Origin of the sequence: Micromonospora lutea, from assembly GCF_016863535.1 — a bacterium.
Lineage (GTDB): Bacteria > Actinomycetota > Actinomycetes > Mycobacteriales > Micromonosporaceae > Micromonospora > Micromonospora lutea.
Genome location: NZ_BOPB01000013.1, coordinates 1 through 19996, shown reverse-complemented (window position 1 = coordinate 19996; position 19996 = coordinate 1). Strand labels below are relative to the sequence as shown.

The following is a 19996-nucleotide window of genomic DNA, read 5'->3' as shown; positions in this document are numbered from 1 at the left end:
CCCCATCCGTTATCCACACCCTGTGCACACGCTGCGCACACGGTTGTCCACCTGCGTCCACAGGTTGTCCCGAGGCTCGTCCACCGCCACGGTTGAGCGGCTGACCTCGGAGTCCGTATGGTTGCCACCGACCTGCTGACCCGATGGCCCCCGATCGAAGTAGCCGGTCGACGTTGTCGCACCCGGGCGGTAAGCCTGGAACCGATCCGACGCAGTGGAGGGGGCCCGGTGTCGGTCACCGATGACAGACGGACGGAGCCGTTCCAGGGCGGCGGGCAGCAGTCCGGCGACGTGCCACGCGACGGTCAGTTCGACAAGACTCCGCCGCAGGACGTGGCGGCGGAGCAGTGCGTGCTGGGCGGCATGCTCCTCTCCAAGGACGCCATCGCCGACGTTGTCGAGATCCTCAAGACCAACGACTTCTACCGGCCGATCCACGCCACCATCTTCGACACCATTCTGGAGATCTACGGCAGAGGAGAGCCGGCCGACGCCATCACCGTCGCGGCGGCACTGGCCGACTCCGGCGACCTGGCCCGGGTGGGTGGCGCTCCCTATCTGCACACGCTGATCGCGAGTGTGCCGACCGCCGCGAACGCCGCCTACTACGCCCGCATCGTCAGCGAACGCGCGGTGCTCCGCCGCCTGGTCGAGGCCGGTACGCGGATCGTCCAACTCGGCTACGGCACCGCCAGCGGCGGCAGTCGGGACGTGGACGACGTCGTCGACCTGGCTCAGCAGGCCGTCTACGACGTGACCGAGCGTCGGGTCAGCGAGGACTTCGCCGTCCTGGCCGACATGCTGCAACCGACGCTCGACGAGATCGAGGCGGTCGGTGCGCAGGGTGGCGTGATGACCGGAGTGCCGACCGGGTTCACCGACCTGGACCGCCTGCTCAACGGGCTGCACGCCGGACAGTTGATCATCGTGGCGGGGCGACCTGGCCTCGGAAAGTCTACTGCCAGTATGGACTTCGCGAGAAACGCGGCTATCCGGGCAAATCAAGCGGCGGCGATCTTCTCGCTGGAAATGAGTAAGGTCGAGATCGTCATGCGGCTGCTCTCGGCCGAGGCCCGGGTGCCCCTGCACGTGCTGCGGAGCGGGCAACTGTCCGATGACGACTGGACGAAGCTGGCCCGATGCATGGGTGAGATCAGCGAGGCGCCGCTGTTCGTCGACGACACGCCGAGCATGAACCTGATGGAGATCCGTGCGAAGGCTCGTCGGCTCAAGCAGCGGCACGACCTCAAGCTGATCGTGGTGGACTATCTCCAGCTGATGACCTCACCGAAGCGTACCGAGAGCCGGCAGCAGGAGGTCGCGGACCTGTCCCGGGGCCTCAAGCTGCTGGCCAAGGAGGTCGAGTGCCCGGTGATCGCGGTCAGCCAGCTGAACCGTGGCCCCGAGCAGCGCACCGACAAGCGTCCACAATTGTCTGATTTGCGTGAGTCTGGGTCGATTGAGCAGGATGCGGACGTTGTCATACTTTTGCATCGTGACGACTACTACGACAAGGAGTCGCCGCGTGCCGGAGAGGCGGATTTCATTGTTGCGAAGCACAGGAATGGTCCGACCGACACGGTAACCGTCGCCGCCCAGCTGCACCTGTCACGCTTCGTCGACATGGCGATCGTCTGACCGGCGTAACCGAGCCTGACGGGCTCAGCCGAGCACTGGGAAGCGGTCGGCGAGTGCACCGAGATCGAATCGTTCCGGGTCGGTCAGCGGCAGCCGCCCGGCGGCCTTGAGCAGGTAATCGTGGTCGCTCCAGCCGGACGACCTGGCGGCACCGCCGAGCAGAGCGTCCACGGTGGCCGTCGCCACGCGGGTCGCGGCCGTGCCAGGCAAGGGCGCGTCCGGTAGGTCCAGCAGCAGGTCGAGGTGGTGGATCACGGCTTCGGTGGTGAGGGTGTCCAGCAGGTCGGCCACCCGCAGCACCTGCCCCTGAGTGGTGACGAAACCGGCCGGATCCGCGTTGCCGGCGGCGCGTACGGCGGCCGGAGCGGTGTCGGTCCAGAGCTGGACCACTCGGGACGGGCTGTCGAACGCGGCGGCGTGACGACGCCCCGACCATGCCTGCTCAGCGCTTCCGGCACCGCCGGGAAACGAGTGCCAGTAACTCACCGAGTCGACGGTGGCCGGTGGCTCGGCGGGGCTGGCCAGCGCGACGAGTGCCCGCTGAGCGTCGCAGAGGACGTGGAAGAGCAGATCCGTGACCAGCCATCCCCGACACCTGGTCGGCCGCTGCAGGTCGGCGTCGTTCAGGCTCGTCACGACGGTGGTGATGCCGTCGTACGCGTTGGCAAGTGCGATGTGCGCAGCCCGCGCCCCCATGCCGGCAGCATCCCACAGTTGAGCCGGGCCGGCCGATCGGACGGCCCGGTCATCCAGAGGTCGTGCAGCTCAGCCGAACATGTCGTCGAGGAAGCTCTTGCGCTTCTTCCGGCGGTAGTGCCCGTGGTAGCCGTAGTGCTGCTGGCTGTGGCCGTAGACCGGTGCCGGGGCCGGGTAGCCGTGCGGCGGGGGCGGCGGCGGGGGCACGGCGCCGTAGCCCGGCTGGTGTGGCGCAGGTGCAGGCGGCGGGGGTGGCGGTTGGTAACCACCCGGCTGGGCGTGCTGGGCCGGCTGCGGGGTGGGCGGGGGCGGGGCCTGCTGGGCGCTCCAGTTGGCCTCCGCCTCGAACAGCTTCTCCAGCTCGCCACGGTCGAGGAAGATCCCCCGGCACTCGCCACACTGGTCGATGACGACGCCACTGCGCTCGTACTGGCGCATTTCTCCGTGACACTTGGGACAGGTCAGGCTCATCACCCGACGGTACCTGGTCGACTCACGCGGTAGCGGTCAGCGCCTCCACCACCTCGTCGTCGGAAACCTCGTGGAAGTCGTCGTAGTACGCCCCGACAGCGGTGAAGGCGGGCGGGCGCTGGGCACAGATCACCTGGTCGGCTTCGTCAGCGAGCATCTCGTACGCTTCCTGCGCGCCGACCGGTACGGCGGCCACCACCCGACGGGCACCGAGCTGGCGGGCCACCTGCACGGCGGCTCGGGCGGTGGCTCCGGTGGCCAGCCCGTCGTCGACGATGACGGCGGTGCAACCGGTCAGGTCCAACGGTGGTCGACCGGCTCGGTAGAGCTGTTCGCGCCGTTCAAGTTCCGCCTGTTCCCGGCGCTGCACGTCTGCGATGTCATCGGGGCCGAGTTGCCCGGCCACCATGTCGTTGAGCACGCGTACGCCAGCCGGACCGAGCGCGCCGAACGCGACCTCGGGGGCCCACGGTATGCCGAGCTTGCGGACCACCAGGGCGTCCAGCGGTGCGCCGAGGCGTTCGGCGACGACCCTGGCCACCGGCACGCCGCCGCGCACCAGGCCCAACACGACGACGTCCGGTTCGCCGATCAGGGCGGTCAGTCGGTCGGCGAGCACCCGGCCCGCCTCGCTGCGGTCGCGGTAGGTGGTCATGTCCTCAGGTCTACGCCCTGCGGGCCGTCTTCGCCTGCCGGTTGCCGGATCCGGGAAACGTCGAGCGCGGGTGCCCAGAGGAGAAACGCCACCGGGTAGAGCAGATAACCGAACCGGGTGGTGGGCATCAGCAGGATCGCCACGAGCAGCCCGTACCCGCAGATGAGCGCCGCCGTGCGGGCGGTGCGGGGCGGGTGGCGGACGAGCCGGACGGCGATCGCCACGGCGGCGGCGACCAGCAGCGCCGCTGCCACGGCCCGGCCCGCCGGCAGGGTGCTCGCGATCAACTGACCGGGGAACGGGGACTGTGCCGGGCTGGCGACCAGGCCGTGCCCGAGGGGAAACCGCAGCACGTTCTCCACCAGGGCATCCCGATCCACCAGCAGGGTGGGCAGCAGCGCTGCGGCGGGCAGGCCGATCGCACCGGCGGCGGCCCGCAGGCCGGCCCGCCGGCAGAGACCCCAGATGACCAGGACGGCGGCGACCGGCCAGGCGAAGAGTTTGAGCGCACCGGCAAGCCCGACGGCGACGCCGGCCCAGCCGGGTCGTGCCGTGGCGGCGAGCGCGAGGGCGAGCAGGCAGAGCGCGAGTACGGGCAGGTCGTCGCCGCCGGTGGCGAGGGTCAACGCGCAGATCGGCAGGACGGTGGCGGCCTGGATCCCACGGAGCAGGGCGGCGTCGTCTCCGAGCGCTGCGGCCGTACCGACCGGCCGGCGCAGGATGCGGACGGCGAGGATGAGCGCCAGCGCGGTGCCGACGGCGAACCAGACCCGGGCGTCGCCCCACCACGCCTCGGTGGCCGCGCGGGGCAGCCCGAACAGGGCCATTCCGGGCTGGTACGGCGTGTAGCCGAGCAGTTGTTCACCGGGCGGCAGCGCGGCGATGGCGTCCGGTCCCAGGTAGGGCGTGCCGGTCTCGGTCAGTCGCCGCCCGGACTCCTCGACGACGATCACCTCCTCCTGAGCCCGGTCGGTGCGCCCCGCCGCCCGCTGCATGCTCTGCCGGACGATGGGCAGCAGGGCGACGGCGGCCCAGGTGAGGACGGTGACCAACCAGCGTGCAGGCAGCCCGACCAGCGCCGAGCCGGGCAAGTGTCGCCGCAGCAGGAGTTGACCGAGCGTCACGAACGCCGCGCCGAGGTAGCCGAGTGCGGCGATGCCGCCCCAGGCGCGATGCGGCAGGAGGGTGGAGGTGGCCGCGGTGACTGCGGCAAAGGCGGCGGAGACGGTGTAGAGGCCGAGGTCGAGAGCGAAACCTCCGGCGGCGGTGTCCATTCGGTGCCACCACCCCGGACGGTGGCGGATCGGGGTGGTGGTAGTCACCCGGGCAAGTGTGTCAGGCCGGCTGGTGGCGGCCCCGGCCGCCCTGTCGGCGTCCCTGCGGTAGCCGGACCACCGCGCCAGCGTCGTGCAGGGGGACCGCCAGGCAGCCGGTCCGGCCTCCGGTGCCGCGCTGGAGGGCGGCGAGCAGCGTTCCGGCGGGCAGCGGGCGGGCGAAGAGATGACCCTGGCCGGCAGTGCAGCCCAGTTCCCATAGCGCGTGTCGCTGCGCCTCCCGTTCCACTCCCTCGGCCACCACCGCCAGGTCGAGACTGCGACCGAGATCAAGCGTGGAGCGGATGATCGCGGCGGCTTCGGTGGCGGATTCCATGGCGGTGACGAAGCTCCGGTCGATCTTCAGTTGGTGCACCGGGATCCGGGAGAGCAGGGAGAGCGAGGAGTAGCCGGTGCCGAAGTCGTCCAGGGCGAGTCGGACACCCGCGTCGCGCAGCCGGGTGAGCACCTGATCGACGACGTCGAGCTGACTGAGGGTGAGGGTCTCGGTCAGTTCCAGGATCAACCGGTCGGGTGGCAGGTCATGGGTGCCCAGGCGGGCCAGCACCGAACCGGAGAACCGGGCGTCGAGCAGGCTGCGCGGCGAGACATTGACCGCCACGGGTACGTCGAAGCCGGCGTCACGCCAGGTGCCAGCGGCGATCAGGGCCTGATCGAGGATGGCGTCGGCGAAGGCTGGGAGCAGTCCCGAGCGTTCGACCGTCTCCAGGAAACGCAGTGGGTCGATCATGCCGTGGGTGGGGTGACGCCATCGGGCCAGCGCTTCGGCGGCAATGACCTCTCCGGTGCCGAGGTCGACGATCGGCTGGAAGTTGACGGTGAACTCGTGGTCGGCGACGGCCCGGGGCAGGTCGCCGCCGAGGGTGAGGCGACCCAGGTCGGCGGTGTCCCGGGCGGAGGCGTAGGTGGCGACCCGCTGCCCGGCCCGCTTGGCCTGGTACATGGCGACGTCCGCGCGGCGCAGCAGCTCGACCATGCCACCGGTGGTGGGGGCGACGGCGATGCCGCCGCTGGCCTCCACGTTGATCCGCATGCCGTCGATGTCGAACGGCTCGTGCAGCGCCGCCAGCAGCGTTTCGGCCCGATGGGCGGCCACCGCCGGAGCGGGCAGAGCCCGCAGGAGTACGGCGAACTCGTCGCCACCGAGTCGGGCGACCAGGTCCTCGGCGTTGGCGGCTGCGCGCAGCCGTTTGGCGACCGCCGCCAGCATCCGGTCACCGGCGGTGTGACCGAGGGTGTCGTTGATCTCCTTGAAGTGGTTCAGGTCGACGAGCACCAGGGCGGTCACCCCGTCGGCGTGTCGTTGCTGCAGGTGCTCGTTGCCCGCGTCGAGCAGGTGGCGTCGGTTCGGCAGACCGGTCAGCGCGTCGTGCGTCGCGTCGTGCGCGTGGGCCCGGGCCACCCGGGCGAGTTCGGCGTACGCCTGGGCGTTGCGGATGGCGGTGCAGAGCGCCGACGCGAAGGTGTAGAGCGTGTAGTGCTCGCGCTCGGAGAGTTTCACCGGCCCCCGGAAGCGCAGCCGCAGCATGCCCACGTCGACGGTCTTGTCGTGTCCTTCCAGACGGGCGGGGACCACCGCGCCCTGGACGGTCGCGGGCTCGTCGGCCGGCCCGTCATAGGTGACTCCTTCGATGCCGCCGCGTACCACCCGGTCGGCGTCGCGCAGCTCGACCTCCACTTCGTCGGCGGAGAAGAGTTCGGACGCCCGGGTGACAGCGGTGGTGAGGACCTCGTCCAACTCGACCACGTTGAGCGCGTCGGTGGTCTGCGCGAGCCGCTGCCACACCTGCTGCTCGGTGCGTTGCCGAATCCTGCCGGAGTAAGCCAGATGCAGGCTGAGCACGAGCGGCGGAACGGCGAGCAGGAAACGAGTGTCGATCTCGAGCAGCAGGAGGGTGCAGAGGGCAACGGCGAAACGTACGCAAAAGCCACCGACGCGGAGATCGAGATTGTTTCGGAACTGCTGGGTGATCCTGGTTCCGGTGGCGAGGGCGATGATTGGGATGGCGAGAAGATCATCCACGAGCGCGGCGGCTAGGTAGGCGAGTGCCAGCGTCAGCGACATGCGGAGCAGGTCGTCAGCTGGCCGTGACCAGCCCAGGAGGGTCAGCGTCGCTCCGGCGGCCCCTGCGACGAGGATGTTCTTACCAACGCTGAAAGCCAACTTGATGGCTGGCAGCCGAAACGTGGCGATCACGACGCCAAGGCCGGTACACAGCACCACCCAGGAGGTCGGAGCGACTGCCACTCCGATCACGATGGCCATCTCGTTCCAGTTGATCTGGTGGGTGGTTGACCGGATGCGTATCCGGGCCTTGACCGACATACCCACTGCGATCATGAAGACGACCGTCGCGATGGTTGCGAAGTCGTCGAGAGTCCTCGGTGTGGTGGAGGTCAGAACGAGGCTTGTCGATGCGACGATGGCGATCCCCGCAGACACGACGACGAGACCGACGAGCAGCCGTAGCCGCCGATCGGTCTCAGTGTCGCCTTGCCCGGAAGATGTCATGACACCTCAGGTCGCGCCTTACCTTTGAGTCACCCTACCTTGATAAGGCCGGACAGGAGGTTGTCAGAAGCTCAGGCCCACTCGCTGCCTTTCATGCCCTACTCCTCACTCGATAGAAAGCGGGATACCGACTGGCGGTTCAACCGCGCGTGTCTGATGGAGAGGAGTTTAATTCGAGAACATGGCGATTAGCGGGATTAAATGTCGCTATGATCTCTATCAGCCAATACCGTCCTGATTCGTCACGTTCTGTCTATGATGTCCATGCAGAGCGTTCGATCGGGAGTTACGTATAGGCTGTTCTCGGTGAGTTTCGCGCAAAGAAGATCCTGCTACCCGCCAGTGTGATGGGTCAACGGCCACCACGTACCGGCGATCCGCACACAGTCAAGGTTGGTGCGCCCGCTGCTTCGAGTTGGGTCGGCGATCTATCTGCGCGCCGGCAAGTCGCTGCGTGTTGGGTGTGATCATATGAATAGTCCCGTTGTGGCCCGAGGAGCCCGCAGCACATTGAAGATTAGGGTGCTCGGCGGTCTTCAAGTGTTCTCTATGGCGTCACCTGTCATTCTCGGAACGCCCAAACAGCAAATACTCTTAGCGGCGCTCGCGGCTCGGCCCGGCCGCGTGGTCGCGATAGAGCAACTCATTGACGAGATCTGGCCGGACGACCCACCGCGCTCCGCAGTGCCGAACGTCCGGACATACGCGGCAAATTTGCGGCGCACGTTCGACAGGATCGAACCGGACCGGCGGGTGCTCGTACGGCAGGGTAGCGGGTATCGCCTGGACGTGCGGCGGGATGAGGTGGACCTGTTCAGCTTCCTCGATCGAGTTGAGGAAGCACGCCTGACCCGGTCCGGCGGCCAGCCCAATCAAGCGCGCTCGCTACTGGCGCAGGCCATCTCGCTATGGGGTGGGCCACCGTTCGCTGGTCTACCGGTAGGGCCGGCTCTAGCCGCACACGCGGCGGCAGCTGAGGAGCGATACCTGTTGGCGGTCGAGTTCCTCGCCGACGTCGACATCAAAGCAGGTCAGCCCGACGCGGTGATTCCCCTACTGCGCAGGGTAGTCGCTCACCACCCGATGCGGGAGCAGGCTGTCCTGTTGCTGATGCGCGCCATGGGCCAACGCGGCGACCATGCCGGTGGGATCTCGGTCTATCGGGCTGCTTCTCGTGTCATTCGTGATGAACTCGGTGTCGAGCCAAGCGTTGAGCTGAGGCACCTGTATCAGAAGTTGACTGGTTCCGATGCTGCGGGAGCCGACAGGCTCGCCCGGCGGAAGACGGACCTGAGGGACGACGCCGGCCTTGCTTCAACTGCACTCCGGGCGGCGGACCGAAGTCAGTGGGACTGGCTGCCTCGGCCGGTGCCTGACTTCGTAGGGCGGGACGACGTCGTCCAGCGGATGGTCGACAAGACCAGGGCCGCTGACGGCTCGGCACCAGTGGTTCACGTGATCGACGGGATGGCCGGGAGCGGCAAGACGACACTCGCGGTGCACGTCGCCCGTTGCCTGAGGGGGTCGTATCCCGATGGTCAGTTCTTCATCGATCTCCGGGGACACGCGGATGCCGGCCTGGTGGAACCGGCCACCGCGCTTGTGGAACTCCTTCGCCAGACGGGAGTTCCGGCCGCCCGAATCCCGCTCGAGCTGGAGGAGCGCCGAGGGCTGTGGCGGAGAGAACTGTCCACTCGTCGGGCAATCGTCGTCCTGGACAACGCGGCGGACAGCGCTCAGGTGACTCCGTTACTGCCAGTTACCGCCTCCTCGGTGGTGTTGATCACCTCCCGGCGACGAATGCTCGATCTCGATGTGGGCCCGCCAGAGTCGCTGTCCGTGCTGTCACCGGAAGAGGGTGTCCGGCTGCTCGCTGTCAGTGCCGGTCTGGAGCGGGTACAGGCAGAACCTGAATCGGCCGCCGAGATAGCCCGACGCTGTGGTTACCTGCCACTGGCGATCCGGTTGGTCGGTTCACGCTTGGCCAACCGACACACCTGGCGACTGGCCGACCTGTCAGCCCGCTTGGCCGTCACAGAGTTGGCGCTTGCCAATATCGGTACGGGCGACCGAAGCGTCGCTTCGGCGTTTGACGCCTCGTATGAACCGCTGAACGAGGCGAGCAAGCGAGTATTCCGGCTACTGGGCCTTCACGCCGGTTACTACGGCTTGACCATGGTAGCCGCGATGACTGGATTGTCTTGCGCGAAAGCCGTCCACATCCTCGATGATTTGGTCGACCGGCACCTGGTTGAAGAGTCGGAGAACGGTCGCTACCGGATGCATGACCTGGTCCGGCAATATTCCCGTGATAAATGTTTGCAGACAGATTCGGAAGATGCGAGAGCGGTCGCGCTCGCCAGTCTCCTCGACCAGGTCATGCACCTGTCGATCATAGCCATGAAGCCATTGAACAGCCTCGTCGACATTTACGACGACCTTGGCGACGTGCTGCCAGAGCGACCCGATCTCCTACCCGGACCTGAGACGGTGGACATCGACTGGGTGGAGCGGGAGCGGGGCAATCTCAACCTCTTCATCGAACTGGCTGCGAAGTGCGGATTTCATGATTACACCTGGAAAATGGCTCGCGTCCTGTGGCGCTTCTATTATGTGCGTGGCTACTTCGAGGATATTCATCGTACGCACGCATTGGGGCTGTCCGCCGCAGAGCAATCGGGAAACAGCCGCGCTGTGGGCATCATGAACAACTACCTCGCTTCGGCATTGATCAAGACCGGATCGCAGCACCGGGCGGTTCAGTGTTTGAAAGTTGCCTTGGCGGAGGCCGAGGCGGGGGGTCGGCACGCAGACATCACCAGGATTGTCGGAAACCTAAGCGTGGTCTACTGCATGGCGGGTGACTTTCAGGAGTCCGCGGATCTTGCTACGTCAGCACTGACTAACCTTCCGCTGCGGCTGATAAGTCGGGTTCGGATACACCTGCCGAACGCCGGTATCGCCCTCACCTGGTTGGGTCGCTACAAGGAGGCCCTGCGGGTGCACCGCCTACATTTGCTTTGGGCCCGGGTTGAAGGGGACCGTTACCAGATCGCCAATGCGTTGAGCCACATCGCCGCCGCGCGGGTGCGCTTGGGAGAGCACGGTCCGGCGCTGCGGTTGCTGCGATCCGCCATGATCCTTTATTCCGAGACTGGTCACCGCTACGGCGAGGCCGATGCGCGCAACGTCATGGGCATGGCGTATCGCGGTATGGGTCTGCTCTCGGACGCCCGCCGGCAGCACGAATTGGCGCTGGAACTCACGGCCCACTCAGCCGAACGGCAGGCGGAATGTAACGCGTTGAATGAGTTCGGCCTCACGCTGGCGGCCGGCGGCGACACGGACGGCGCCGTGCAGGCTCACCAACGGGCGCTTCACCTGGCGGTCCGAATCGACAACCGCTACGAGCAGGCCAGGGCGCTGGCTGGGCTCGCCGAGCACCTGTTACGCGAGAACCCGGCCGACGCTCGGCGACACCTGGAGCGAGCCATGGCGCTCATGGAGTCGACCGGCGCACCGGAGCGGTTCGAGATCCAGAGCCGACTCGTCGCACTCAGGCAGAGCACATCGATCCGTTGATGACGGACCCGGCCGTTCTCGTCCTTATCGATTTCTTATCGCCGAGGTCGTTAGCCTCCCGGATGTTCGCCGACGGGGGGAGATTCGACAGCTGCCGGATCTCGTCGCGACTCCTGCCGCGGGGTCTACCCCAGCAACCCGAGGCAGGCTGGTGAGGAAGGAGCGGCGTCCCCGCGCCGCTCCTTCCGAGCGCCGGATTGTCGCAGCGCGGGGATAGGCTCACGACGTGACCGAACCCGCCCAGCTCACCCACGTCGACACCACCGGCGCGGCCCGCATGGTCGATGTCTCCGCCAAACAGGTCACCGGTCGTGCGGCGATGGCCGCCGGTCGGCTGCGGACCACTCGCGAGGTGATCGACCTGCTCCGCGGGGATGGCCTGCCCAAGGGCGATGCCCTGGCTGTCGGGCGACTGGCCGGAATCATGGGTGCCAAGCGGACTCCCGACCTGATTCCGCTGTGTCACCCGATCGCCCTGCACGGCGTCACCGTCGATTTGGCACTGACCGCCGACACTGTCGAGATCACCGCCACCGCCCGCACCGCCGACCGCACCGGGGTGGAGATGGAGGCCCTGACCGCTGTCGCCGTCGCCGGGTTGGCCCTGGTCGACATGGTCAAGGCGGTTGATCCGGCGGCCAGCGTCGACGCGGTCCGGGTGCTACGCAAGGAGGGCGGCAAGACCGGTCTCTGGGAGCGCCCTGAGGACCGGCCGTGATTCGCGCCCGGGTGGTGGTGGCCTCAACCCGGGCCGCCGCCGGTGTCTACGCCGACACCAGCGGCCCGCTCCTGGTCGCCGGCCTGCGCGAGTTGGGCTGCACGGTCGACGAACCAGTGGTCGTGCCGGACGGCGACCCGGTCGGCCAGGCGATCTCGATGGCGGTGGCGGACGGCGTCGACGTGGTCCTGACCAGTGGTGGCACCGGGATCACCCCGACCGATCGCACTCCCGATGTGACTCGACCTCTGCTCGACTACGAGATTCCCGGCATCGCCGAGGCGATCCGCGCACACAGCCGCGACAAGGTACCCACCGCCGCGCTGTCGCGTGGAACGGCCGGCGTCGCCGGCCGCACGCTGGTAGTCAACCTGCCCGGCTCGACCGGCGGGGCGCGGGACGGCCTCGCCGTGCTGGGGCCGATCCTCGCCCACACCGTCGACCAGTTGCGCGGCGGCGACCATCCGCCGGCCGGTTAGGCTCGGCCAGTGAGAACGGAAACCACCTCCACCGACGAGGTCTCCGCGCCACCACCGGCCGACTGGGCGCAGGCGCGCAACCAGGTGCACGCGGCTGGCCTTGCTGCCGCGCTGCCCCCCGTCGAGCGTCCACTCGCCCAGACCGATGGGCACACCCTCGCCGACCCGCTCACGCCCCGGACCGACCTGCCGGCGTTTCCGACGTCGAGCGTGGACGGCTGGGCGGTGCGTGGCGCCGGCCCTTGGCGAGTCGTCGGGCGGGTCCTCGCGGGTGGTACGGCAGCCCCGTTGACCGAGGACGGTACGACGGTCGAGATCGCCACCGGGGCGATGGTGCCGGCGGGTGCCTCGGCGGTGCTTCGGGTGGAGGAGTCGAGGCGTACCCCTGAGGGGTTGGTCGACGGCGAGCCCCGCGCCACGCCGGAGTGGCGACTGCCCGGCGAGGAGGCCACCGCTGGTGAGGAACTGCTGCCGGTCGGGACACTTGTCGACCCTGCGGTGATCGGTCTGGCCGCCTCCTGCGGTCACGACAACCTGCGGGTACGCCGGCAGCCGCGCGCCGCGTTGCTGATTTTCGGCGACGAACTGCTCACGGCGGGTCCGCCCGGCGCCGGGCGGGTGCGCGACGCGCTGGGCCCTGCGGTTCCCGGTTGGTTGCGCCGTTACGGCTGCCGGATCGATCCGGACGACGTCGTCGGCCCCGTCGCTGACACGCTGCCCGCCCACGTGGCCGCGCTGCGTGCCGCCCTGGACGAGGCCGATCTGGTCTGCACCACGGGTGGCACCATGCACGGCCCGGTCGACCATCTGCACCCGGCGCTCGCAGCGTTGGACGCCGACTACGTGGTCAACACGGTCGCGGTGCGTCCCGGCTTTCCGATGCTGCTGGCCCGGACGGTCGGCCCCGACGGGCAGGTCCGGTTCGTGGCCGGGCTGCCCGGCAATCCGCAGTCCGCCATCATCGCGTTGGTGTCGCTGGTTGCCCCGCTGCTCGCCGGGCTTGCCGGTCGGCCACTGCCAGTGCTTCCGCACGCCGTCCTCGCCGAGCCGGTTGCCGGTCGTGGCGACCACACTCACCTGGCGCTGGTCCGACTCGACCGGGTCGCCGGGACGGCCCACCCGGTTCGGCACGTCGGCTCGGCCATGCTGCGTGGGCTCGCCAACGCGGACGGCTTCGCGGTGATCAGTCCCGGTACCACCGGTTCGGTCGGTGACCGGGTCCCGATCGTGCCGTTGCCGCTGCTACCTGGGGAGCGAGCATGGTGACCGTCATCAGCAACGTCACCGACCAGCCACTGGATCTGGCTGCCCACGAAGCGGCGGTCGCCGACCGTCGGGCCGGCGCGGTGGTCTCGTTCGCCGGAGTGGTGCGCGATCACGACCACGGACGGTCGGTGGTCAGCCTGGAGTACGAAGGCCACCCGAACGCCGAGAAGGTGCTTCAGGAGGTCGCCGCCGAGATCGCCGCCGATCCCGACGTGTACGCCGTGGCGGTGTCACACCGGGTCGGTCCACTGGCCATCGGCGACGTGGCCCTGGCGGCGGCGGTCAGCACCGCCCACCGGGCCGCCGCGTTCGCTGCCTGCGCCCGCCTGGTGGACGAGGCGAAGGCCCGGTTGCCGATCTGGAAGCGGCAGGTCTTCGCCGACGGCACCGAGGAGTGGGTCAACTGCCCCTGACCGTCTACCGCCGTCCGTGCAGCATCGCGGCGCGTGCCGCCCGGTCGGTGTGGAAGGCGGGCTCCGCGCCGGGCCGCCAGGGCAGTGCGGCCACCAGCACGATCAGCGCCAGCGCCAGGGAGTTCTCCATCAACGCGCCGAACAGGCCGTCCTGGTAGTGGGAGACCTCCGGCAGCTGGTGTTCGTACGGCCAGATCGGGGAGATGAGAAAGAGCAGGTAGAGGCCGATGGCGGCGATGCCGTGGCGGAACCCGGTCAGGGTCGGGTACCAGATCGGCGAGCGGAGTGTGGACACTCCGGGCGGCCCGCCGTACGCCCCTGACGTGGCGCGCCCCACCGGCCCCCGGCTGGCGTCATGCCTGCGGATCGCGGCGTCACCGAGGACGATGATCGCCGGGATGACCCAGACGAGGTGGTGCGTCCAGGAGATCGGGCTGATCACGTTGGCGGTCAGGCCCACCAGCGTGAATGCGGTCAGCTCGTCGCCGTCGGCGTGGGCGTTGGACGCCCGGGACAGGCCGAGCGCCAGCACCAGCACCGAGAAGGCGAGCCAGAGCAGGCCCGGGGTCTCGATCGAGTCGTAGAGCCGGGCCAGCAGGCCGGCCAGAGACTGGTTGGGTGTCATGTCGGCGGCACCCACCCGCTCGGTCTGCCACAGCACGCTGCCGAAGTAGTCGCGGGACTCCGCCCCGACGATGCCGAAGCTGCCGATCGTCACTGCGACAGCGGTGCCGATGGCGGTAGCGGCCACCCGCCACTGTCGAGTGATCATCAGGTAGAAGATGAACAGGGCTGGGGTCAACTTGACGGCGGTGGCCAGGCCGATGCCCACACCGGCCCAGGCACCACCGTAGACGAACCGCAGCAGCGGACCGTCCTCCTCGGCCTGGTGGGTGCCGCGACGTGACCGCCAGCGCAGGGCGATCAGGTCGGCCAGGATCAGCGCGAACAGCAGCAGGTTGACCTGGCCGTAGCCGAGCGTTTCCCGGGTGGGCTCGATGGCGACGGCGAGCGGCGTGGCGATGGCCACCGTGTACCACAGTGGCCAGCCCAACCGGTCCACGATCGGGCGCAGCAGCGCGGCCAGCACCACGGCCAGCGCGGCGATGCTGACCACGGCATTGACCATGCCTGCCAGGGTCACCGGTAGGTGCGCCATGGGGAGCATGGCCAGCCCGGCGAACGGCGGGTAGGTGAAGCCGAGGGTTGTGTCGGGCGCGACGAACTCGTACAGCTCATGACCGCTCGCCCACCAGACCACCGCGCCGTGGTAGATCTTCATGTCGAAGAAGTTGTACGGACGCCCGAAAGTGCCGATGGCAAGCCATGCGGCGTAGGCGACAGCGGCGACGATGCCGGTCCGTACGACTGTCCTACGATCGATCCCACGCGTTACGCGACGGACTGTGGCGAGGCGATCCAGCCCTTTACCGACGATCGTCGGCATGGCGTGGCCACCCCCGTACCAAGGTCGTCCTACCCGTCCAGGTCCGGTACGGAGCCTAGAACGGCGCCTCACGTCAGTGCCTCCCGCGTTATGCGACCGTGTCCGATCCCACACATTCTTTTGACATTTCCACCGCGTTAACGCCTACCGGGCGGTTCAGGTGATTCGCGGCCTTGGTGGGGGTGGAGGACGGGCGAAACGCAGCTCAGCCGGGGAGTCGCCGAGCGGTGGCGGCAGACCGTACGGCGATCCGGGCCTCCCGGCGGGCGGTCCGGACGGCACGGCGTACCGACCGTCGGGAGTGGCCGATCCGGTGACCGGCTCGCCAGCGCAGCCCGGGCTTACCCTCCGTGTCGGCGGCGGCGAGCAGCAACCCACCGAAGAGACCGAGGTTCTTCAGGAAGTGGATCTGGTTGTTGTGCTTCGTGGCCGGGTCGTCGTTGCGCCAGAAGGGGTGTCCGGCGAGGGTGACCGGAATCAGCGTGCCGGCCAGCACCAGGGCCGCTGGCCGGCTGAACCGCCCGGTGGCCAGCATCAGCCCGGCACCTACCTGCACGGCCCCGTTGGCCTGGATCAGGGTCTCAGTTTCCGTGGGGATCCGCGGATGCGCCCGCTCCAGCCACGGCGTCACCCGATCGGTGACGGGCTTCGCGGCGGGCACCAGGCGGCCGGGGTTGGCGAAGTTGCGGGCGCCGCTGATCACGAAGATGCCGCTCAGCATGGCGCGGGCGAGGGATCGTACGGGCGTCATGAATACAGTCATACCCTGTCTCCGGCGCTGCTACGCCCCGCAACGGGGTATGTCGATCGATCGGGTGGTCGCGTCAGGCCGCGCCGGGTTCGAAGACCGTCTCGGATGGACGTGCCTTCCGGGGTACCCTACGCCGCGTGACGACCCTGCGGTTGCGACCCGAGGACCCGGCCGACACCGGCGCGATCCGCCGGGTGCTGGCCGCAGCCTTCGCCCGGCCCGACGTGGCCGTCCCGCCGGAGGTACGCCTCGTCGACGAGCTGCGTGGCAGCGACGCGTGGTTGCCGGAGCTGGCGATGGTGGCCGAGTACGGCGGTGAGATCGTCGGTTGCGCCCTGCTCACCCGGGTGCGGGTCAAGTCGGTCACGGCCACCACACCGGCGTTGGCGATGGGCCCGGTGGCGGTGGCACCGCACCGGCAGCGGATCGGGCTCGGCACGTCCGTGGTGCAGGCCGCTCTGGAGGCGGCGACCGAACTCGGCGAGCGGCTGGTGGTGGTGCTCGGCGCCCCGGCCTACTACCGACGCTTCGGTTTCAGTCGGGCGGACCAGTTGGGCCTGACCAGCCCGTGGTCCGGCCTCGGTGAGCCGTGGCAGGCACTGGTGCTGCCACCGGCGACCAGCGGCGAGCCACCACCGCCGCAGGGCGAGGTGGTCTTTCCGCCGCCCTGGTCGCGGGTCTGACCTGGCCGGCACGCGCCGGACGGTACGGGTGTGCCGCGTGCGGACGGCTCACCGGGCACCCCTCGCCGGGGTGCGTCGTGCGGCGTACGGGACCGGTGGGACGTGCACCGGGCGGAGCCTCGCCGGCATCACGAACAACTGTCGCTTCGCGATCGCGTCCCCGTGCCGGTCGAGCTGGTAGCAGTCGATCCACGTCCAGCCGTGCGGCGGGTGTCGATCGATCAGCTCGCGGATCACCCGCCGACACCCTTGCGGCACAGGTCGGCGTCGACCCGAAGACCGCCGCCCGGTGGGCAAGCCATGGACGCATTCCGCGTCCGCAGACCCGTCGGCGGGTCGCCGAGGTGCTCGGTCGCGAGGTGACCGAGCTGTGGCCGGACGTCCTCAAGCGGCGCGAGCCGGCGTGGTTCCGGCGCTGGGTGGACATCGAGCGCGAGGCGGTGGCGCTGCGCGCTTTCCAGCTGGCGTGGGTGCCGGGCCTGCTCCAGACGGAGGCGTACGCACGGGCGACGCTGGCCGGGGAGACGCTGACCAATGACGACGTCGGGCGGCTGGTGGAGGCGCGCCTCCAGCGGCAGGCCATCCTGCGGCGGGAGAACCCGCCGATGCTGGTCGTGGTGCTGGACGAGCTGGTGCTGCGCCGGTCCGCCTACGGGGACCGGGCGCTGATGCGTGAGCAGTGCGAGCACCTGGCGGCGTGCGGCGCGCAGCCCACCACGGCGATCCATGTCGTGCCCGCGTCGGTCGGGATGTATCCCGGTCTGGGCGGGCCCTTCACCCTCGCCGAGCTGGACGACGGCAGCGTGCTCGGTCACGTCGACAGCCAGGCAGAATCACAGATCATCGATCAGGCTGCGGAAATTGCTACCCTGGGTCGCAGGTGGGAACGCATCCGTGGTGAGGCGCTGTCACGGACGCAGTCCCTGGACCTCATCAGGGAAGCGGCAGCAGCATGGACATGACCGGCGCGCAGTGGCGCAAGAGCAGCAAGAGCGGCAACAACGGCGGTGACTGCGTCGAGGTCGCCGACAACCTCCCCGGTGCCATTCTCGTCCGGGACACCAAGGACCGTGACGGCGGCACGCTCAGCTTCCAGCCGGCGGCGTGGCGCGGCTTCGTCGAGCTGGCGAAGGCAGCCCGCCCGACCGCCTGACGCACCTCACAGGAAAGCCCTCGGCCACCGGCCGAGGGCTTCTCGCAGTCCAAGAGCGACTGCACACGATCCCTGCCGCCGGCCGGGCCGTGCCGGCAGTCGGGTCTGTGGCAGCGCAGCTGTCCGACACGCCGGGGCCGGAGTTGCTGTGGTGCCACAAGCGCCCCGAGCGTTGACGATCTCGTTCAGGCGGGTTGGGTGCGCAGGTAGCGGCCGAAGTGCGGGACGGTGAAGGCGACCGTGCCGCGTTCCCCGGAGTAGATCAGACCCTTCTTGATCAACGCATCCCGGGCTGGGGAGAGGCTGGCGGGCTTACGGCCGAGCGCTCGGGCGATCTCAGCGGTCGGTACAGCCGCATCCATGTCGTCCCGACCGCCGCCGTCAGTCTCCCCTTCGACCAGCGAGAGCGTCGCCATCGCCCGCATATACTCCCGCTCGGCGGGAGTGGCCCGCTCGAAGCGGGAGCCGAAGAAGCCGACAGCCAACTCCGCCTCGGCCTCCGGCGCGGCCACGCGTACGTCGGCCGGGGTGATCGGTGACCGGGGAGCGTGGTCCCAGGTGGCCTTCCCGTACGCCTGCACGAAGTACGGATAACCGCCGGACTTTTCGTAGAGCAGGTCGAGGGCTTTCGCCTCGTACTCGACATCCTCCCGCTCGGCCGGCGCGCAGAGTGCGTGGTCGGCGGCGATCCGGTCGAGACGGTCGATGCGCTGGTAGCGGAACAGTCGTTCGGAGTACGACTTGGCCGCGCTCAGCACCGCTGGGAGGTGCGGCAGGCCGGCACCGACCACGATCAGCGGCGCGCCGAGCTGCGAGAGTTCGTGGCAGGCGGCGCAGAGCGCGGAGACGTCCTCCGGCCCGAGATCCTGCATCTCGTCGATGAAGATGGCGACGCCCGTGCCGACGTCGCTGGCCACCGAGGCGGCGTCGGTGAGCAACTCGACCAGGTCGATCTCGATGTCACCGGAGTCGGCCCGGCCGCTGGCCGCCGGCACGTCGATCCCGGGTTGCCAACGGTCGCGCAGTTTCGGCGCGGACCTGCCCTGACCGGTCGGAGCGCCACGTTGGGCGAAGGCCTTGAGCACCCCGAGGAAGGCGTCGATCCGCTCCGGTGCCCGGTGCCTCGGTGCCAACTCCCGGACGGCCATGTGCAGGGCGGCGGCGATCGGTCGGCGCAACGACTGATCCGGTCGGGCCTCGATCTTGCCGCTGCCCCAGAGCCGGTTGATCGCCTGGGAGCGCAGCGTGTTCAGCAGGACGGTCTTGCCGACGCCGCGCAGCCCGGTGAGCATCAGGCTGCGTTCCGGTCGGCCCCGCGCGATGCGTTCCAGCACGATGTCGAAGACGTCCAGCTCCCGCCCCCGCCCGGCGAGTTCGGGCGGACGCTGGCCGGCGCCTGGGGCGTACGGGTTGCGGACCGGATCCACGCATCGCAGAGTATCGGGCTGTCTAGAGAAGAGGCTAGATATGGATAGACGGTGGCATCGGCGTGTTGCCCTCGACCAAAAACTAGTGCTGTCTAGCTTGGACGCTAGACAGCACTAGTTTTGGGAATCGGTCGTCAGTCGCGTTGCTTGAGGCAGAGCACGAAGTCGAGGGAGTCCAGCTCACTGTCGTAGAAGTACCAGTTGGTGTAGCCGTCCACCGCAGCACACTTCTTCTCGGCGTCCCGCTCGCCGCTGGTCTTGCCGTCGAAGCGTCGCAGCACCTCGTACGACCTCGGTGCACAGTCGCTCAGTACCAGCTTGGGCTTGCCGCCAGCTGTTGCGTCATTGCGTACACACTGCCCCGCCTGCACGAAGCGAGGGTCGGCGGAGGACACGGAGGTCGGCTCGTCGGGCGGAGTCTCCTCGTCCTCTCCGTCCGGCGCGGGCACCACCTCCTCGGTCGGTGCGGCCACCGGGGTGGGTGTCTCGTCGTCCTGCCCGACCAGATAGAACGCGGTCGCACCGCCAAGCACCAGCACCAGCACGGCCGCCACGACGACGAGCATCCGGCCGCGCCGGCGCTCCGGCGGGGGTGTGGGTGTGCCGGCGTACCCGGTCTCTGCATCGTCCTCGCGGACGGACTGCGTCCAGGCGTCCGGTGCCTGCGGGGCCGGTCCCGGTCCGGTCGCGTGGTACCTACCGCCGCCGGGGTCGTAGGACTCGCCGTAGCGCCGGCCAGTTTCGTAGCCCTGACCGGACCCGTAGCCCTGA

Annotated in this window: 18 protein-coding genes and 1 pseudogene; 9 read left to right on the top strand and 10 right to left on the bottom strand. The window is 68.9% G+C overall.

From position 1 onward, the window contains the following. The first annotated feature begins 228 nt into the window (after window positions 1-228). Window positions 229-1638, top strand: a complete 1410-nt coding sequence (gene dnaB / locus Vlu01_RS13630; protein ID WP_203998662.1) for a replicative DNA helicase — start codon at window positions 229-231, stop codon at window positions 1636-1638. Window positions 1639-1662: 24 nt separating this feature from the next. Here dnaB and Vlu01_RS13625 read toward each other — a convergent pair whose 3' ends face one another. The 5 genes from Vlu01_RS13625 to Vlu01_RS13605 all read right to left on the bottom strand — a co-directional run bounded on the left by Vlu01_RS13625 (window position 1663) and on the right by Vlu01_RS13605 (window position 7306). Continuing rightward, window positions 1663-2334, bottom strand: coding sequence for a maleylpyruvate isomerase N-terminal domain-containing protein (locus tag Vlu01_RS13625; protein WP_203998659.1), 672 nt, complete (start codon window positions 2332-2334; stop codon window positions 1663-1665). Window positions 2335-2403: 69 nt separating this feature from the next. Beyond that, window positions 2404-2808 carry a TFIIB-type zinc ribbon-containing protein gene (locus Vlu01_RS13620; protein ID WP_203998656.1) on the bottom strand — a complete coding sequence of 135 codons (405 nt, stop codon included), beginning with the start codon at window positions 2806-2808 and terminating at the stop codon, window positions 2404-2406. A gap of 19 nt (window positions 2809-2827) precedes the next feature. Continuing rightward, the gene (locus Vlu01_RS13615; protein WP_203998653.1) at window positions 2828-3460 is read right to left on the bottom strand and encodes a phosphoribosyltransferase; all 633 of its coding nucleotides are present in this window, start codon (window positions 3458-3460) and stop codon (window positions 2828-2830) included. Then, window positions 3457-4782 carry a glycosyltransferase 87 family protein gene (locus Vlu01_RS13610; RefSeq protein ID WP_373307379.1) on the bottom strand — a complete coding sequence of 442 codons (1326 nt, stop codon included), beginning with the start codon at window positions 4780-4782 and terminating at the stop codon, window positions 3457-3459. The genes Vlu01_RS13615 and Vlu01_RS13610 overlap by 4 nt, the downstream gene beginning before the upstream one ends. A gap of 13 nt (window positions 4783-4795) precedes the next feature. After that, on the bottom strand, window positions 4796-7306 hold the full coding sequence (locus Vlu01_RS13605; RefSeq protein WP_203998650.1) for a putative bifunctional diguanylate cyclase/phosphodiesterase: 2511 nt from the start codon (window positions 7304-7306) through the stop codon (window positions 4796-4798). Between the two features lie 549 nt (window positions 7307-7855). Here Vlu01_RS13605 and Vlu01_RS13600 point away from each other — a divergent pair. The 5 genes from Vlu01_RS13600 (at window position 7856) to Vlu01_RS13580 (ending at window position 13764) form a co-directional block, all read left to right on the top strand. Continuing rightward, on the top strand, window positions 7856-10888 hold the full coding sequence (locus tag Vlu01_RS13600) for an AfsR/SARP family transcriptional regulator (protein ID WP_203998647.1): 3033 nt from the start codon (window positions 7856-7858) through the stop codon (window positions 10886-10888). 226 nt (window positions 10889-11114) lie between these two features. Beyond that, on the top strand, window positions 11115-11606 hold the full coding sequence (gene moaC, locus Vlu01_RS13595) for a cyclic pyranopterin monophosphate synthase MoaC (RefSeq protein ID WP_203998644.1): 492 nt from the start codon (window positions 11115-11117) through the stop codon (window positions 11604-11606). Then, a complete protein-coding gene (locus Vlu01_RS13590; protein WP_203998641.1) occupies window positions 11603-12085 on the top strand; it encodes a MogA/MoaB family molybdenum cofactor biosynthesis protein in 483 nt (160 codons plus the stop codon). The genes moaC and Vlu01_RS13590 overlap by 4 nt, the downstream gene beginning before the upstream one ends. Before the next feature lie 9 nt (window positions 12086-12094). Continuing rightward, complete coding sequence (locus Vlu01_RS13585; RefSeq protein WP_203998639.1) at window positions 12095-13351, top strand: molybdopterin molybdotransferase MoeA; 1257 nt, start codon at window positions 12095-12097, stop codon at window positions 13349-13351. After that, a complete protein-coding gene (locus Vlu01_RS13580) occupies window positions 13345-13764 on the top strand; it encodes a molybdenum cofactor biosynthesis protein MoaE (protein ID WP_203998637.1) in 420 nt (139 codons plus the stop codon). Before Vlu01_RS13585 ends, Vlu01_RS13580 begins: the two co-directional genes overlap by 7 nt. 4 nt (window positions 13765-13768) lie before the next feature. Here Vlu01_RS13580 and Vlu01_RS13575 read toward each other — a convergent pair whose 3' ends face one another. Further along, the gene (locus tag Vlu01_RS13575; protein ID WP_203998635.1) at window positions 13769-15211 is read right to left on the bottom strand and encodes a glycosyltransferase 87 family protein; all 1443 of its coding nucleotides are present in this window, start codon (window positions 15209-15211) and stop codon (window positions 13769-13771) included. 205 nt (window positions 15212-15416) lie between these two features. Then, window positions 15417-15962, bottom strand: coding sequence for a DoxX family protein (locus Vlu01_RS13570; protein WP_203998633.1), 546 nt, complete (start codon window positions 15960-15962; stop codon window positions 15417-15419). A gap of 137 nt (window positions 15963-16099) precedes the next feature. On the opposite strand from Vlu01_RS13570, the gene Vlu01_RS13565 reads away from it, so the two are divergent. Further along, on the top strand, window positions 16100-16645 hold the full coding sequence (locus Vlu01_RS13565) for a GNAT family N-acetyltransferase (RefSeq protein WP_203998631.1): 546 nt from the start codon (window positions 16100-16102) through the stop codon (window positions 16643-16645). 48 nt (window positions 16646-16693) lie between these two features. Here the strand turns inward: Vlu01_RS13565 and Vlu01_RS13560 are convergent, their stop codons facing one another. Beyond that, the gene (locus tag Vlu01_RS13560; RefSeq protein ID WP_203999472.1) at window positions 16694-16882 is read right to left on the bottom strand and encodes a hypothetical protein; all 189 of its coding nucleotides are present in this window, start codon (window positions 16880-16882) and stop codon (window positions 16694-16696) included. Between Vlu01_RS13560 and Vlu01_RS13555 the strand changes: the two are divergent. Both Vlu01_RS13555 and Vlu01_RS13550 read left to right on the top strand, forming a co-directional pair. Next, window positions 16876-17607 (top strand): annotated as a pseudogene (locus tag Vlu01_RS13555) (DUF5753 domain-containing protein); the annotation flags it as partial. The gene Vlu01_RS13560 and the pseudogene Vlu01_RS13555 overlap by 7 nt on opposite strands. Beyond that, entirely contained in the window at window positions 17604-17798 is a 195-nt protein-coding gene (locus tag Vlu01_RS13550) for a DUF397 domain-containing protein (RefSeq protein ID WP_203999355.1), read from the top strand. The pseudogene Vlu01_RS13555 and the gene Vlu01_RS13550, both read left to right, overlap by 4 nt. A 185-nt stretch (window positions 17799-17983) precedes the next feature. Here Vlu01_RS13550 and Vlu01_RS13545 read toward each other — a convergent pair whose 3' ends face one another. Both Vlu01_RS13545 and Vlu01_RS13540 read right to left on the bottom strand, forming a co-directional pair. Next, window positions 17984-19225, bottom strand: a complete 1242-nt coding sequence (locus Vlu01_RS13545) for an ATP-binding protein (protein ID WP_203998629.1) — start codon at window positions 19223-19225, stop codon at window positions 17984-17986. Window positions 19226-19359: 134 nt separating this feature from the next. Beyond that, the coding region (locus Vlu01_RS13540) for an LppU/SCO3897 family protein (RefSeq protein WP_239095881.1) at window positions 19360-19996 on the bottom strand (637 nt) is incomplete at its 5' end.

Coding starts and splice junctions, on each gene's coding strand:
- Vlu01_RS13580 (WP_203998637.1), top strand. CDS start 13,345: ATGGTGACCGTCATCAGCAACGTCACCGACCAGCCACTGGATCTGGCT.
- Vlu01_RS13575 (WP_203998635.1), bottom strand. CDS start 15,211: ATGCCGACGATCGTCGGTAAAGGGCTGGATCGCCTCGCCACAGTCCGT.
- Vlu01_RS13625 (WP_203998659.1), bottom strand. CDS start 2,334: ATGGGGGCGCGGGCTGCGCACATCGCACTTGCCAACGCGTACGACGGC.
- Vlu01_RS13605 (WP_203998650.1), bottom strand. CDS start 7,306: ATGACATCTTCCGGGCAAGGCGACACTGAGACCGATCGGCGGCTACGG.
- Vlu01_RS13600 (WP_203998647.1), top strand. CDS start 7,856: ATGGCGTCACCTGTCATTCTCGGAACGCCCAAACAGCAAATACTCTTA.
- Vlu01_RS13570 (WP_203998633.1), bottom strand. CDS start 15,962: ATGACGCCCGTACGATCCCTCGCCCGCGCCATGCTGAGCGGCATCTTC.
- Vlu01_RS13615 (WP_203998653.1), bottom strand. CDS start 3,460: ATGACCACCTACCGCGACCGCAGCGAGGCGGGCCGGGTGCTCGCCGAC.
- Vlu01_RS13550 (WP_203999355.1), top strand. CDS start 17,604: ATGACCGGCGCGCAGTGGCGCAAGAGCAGCAAGAGCGGCAACAACGGC.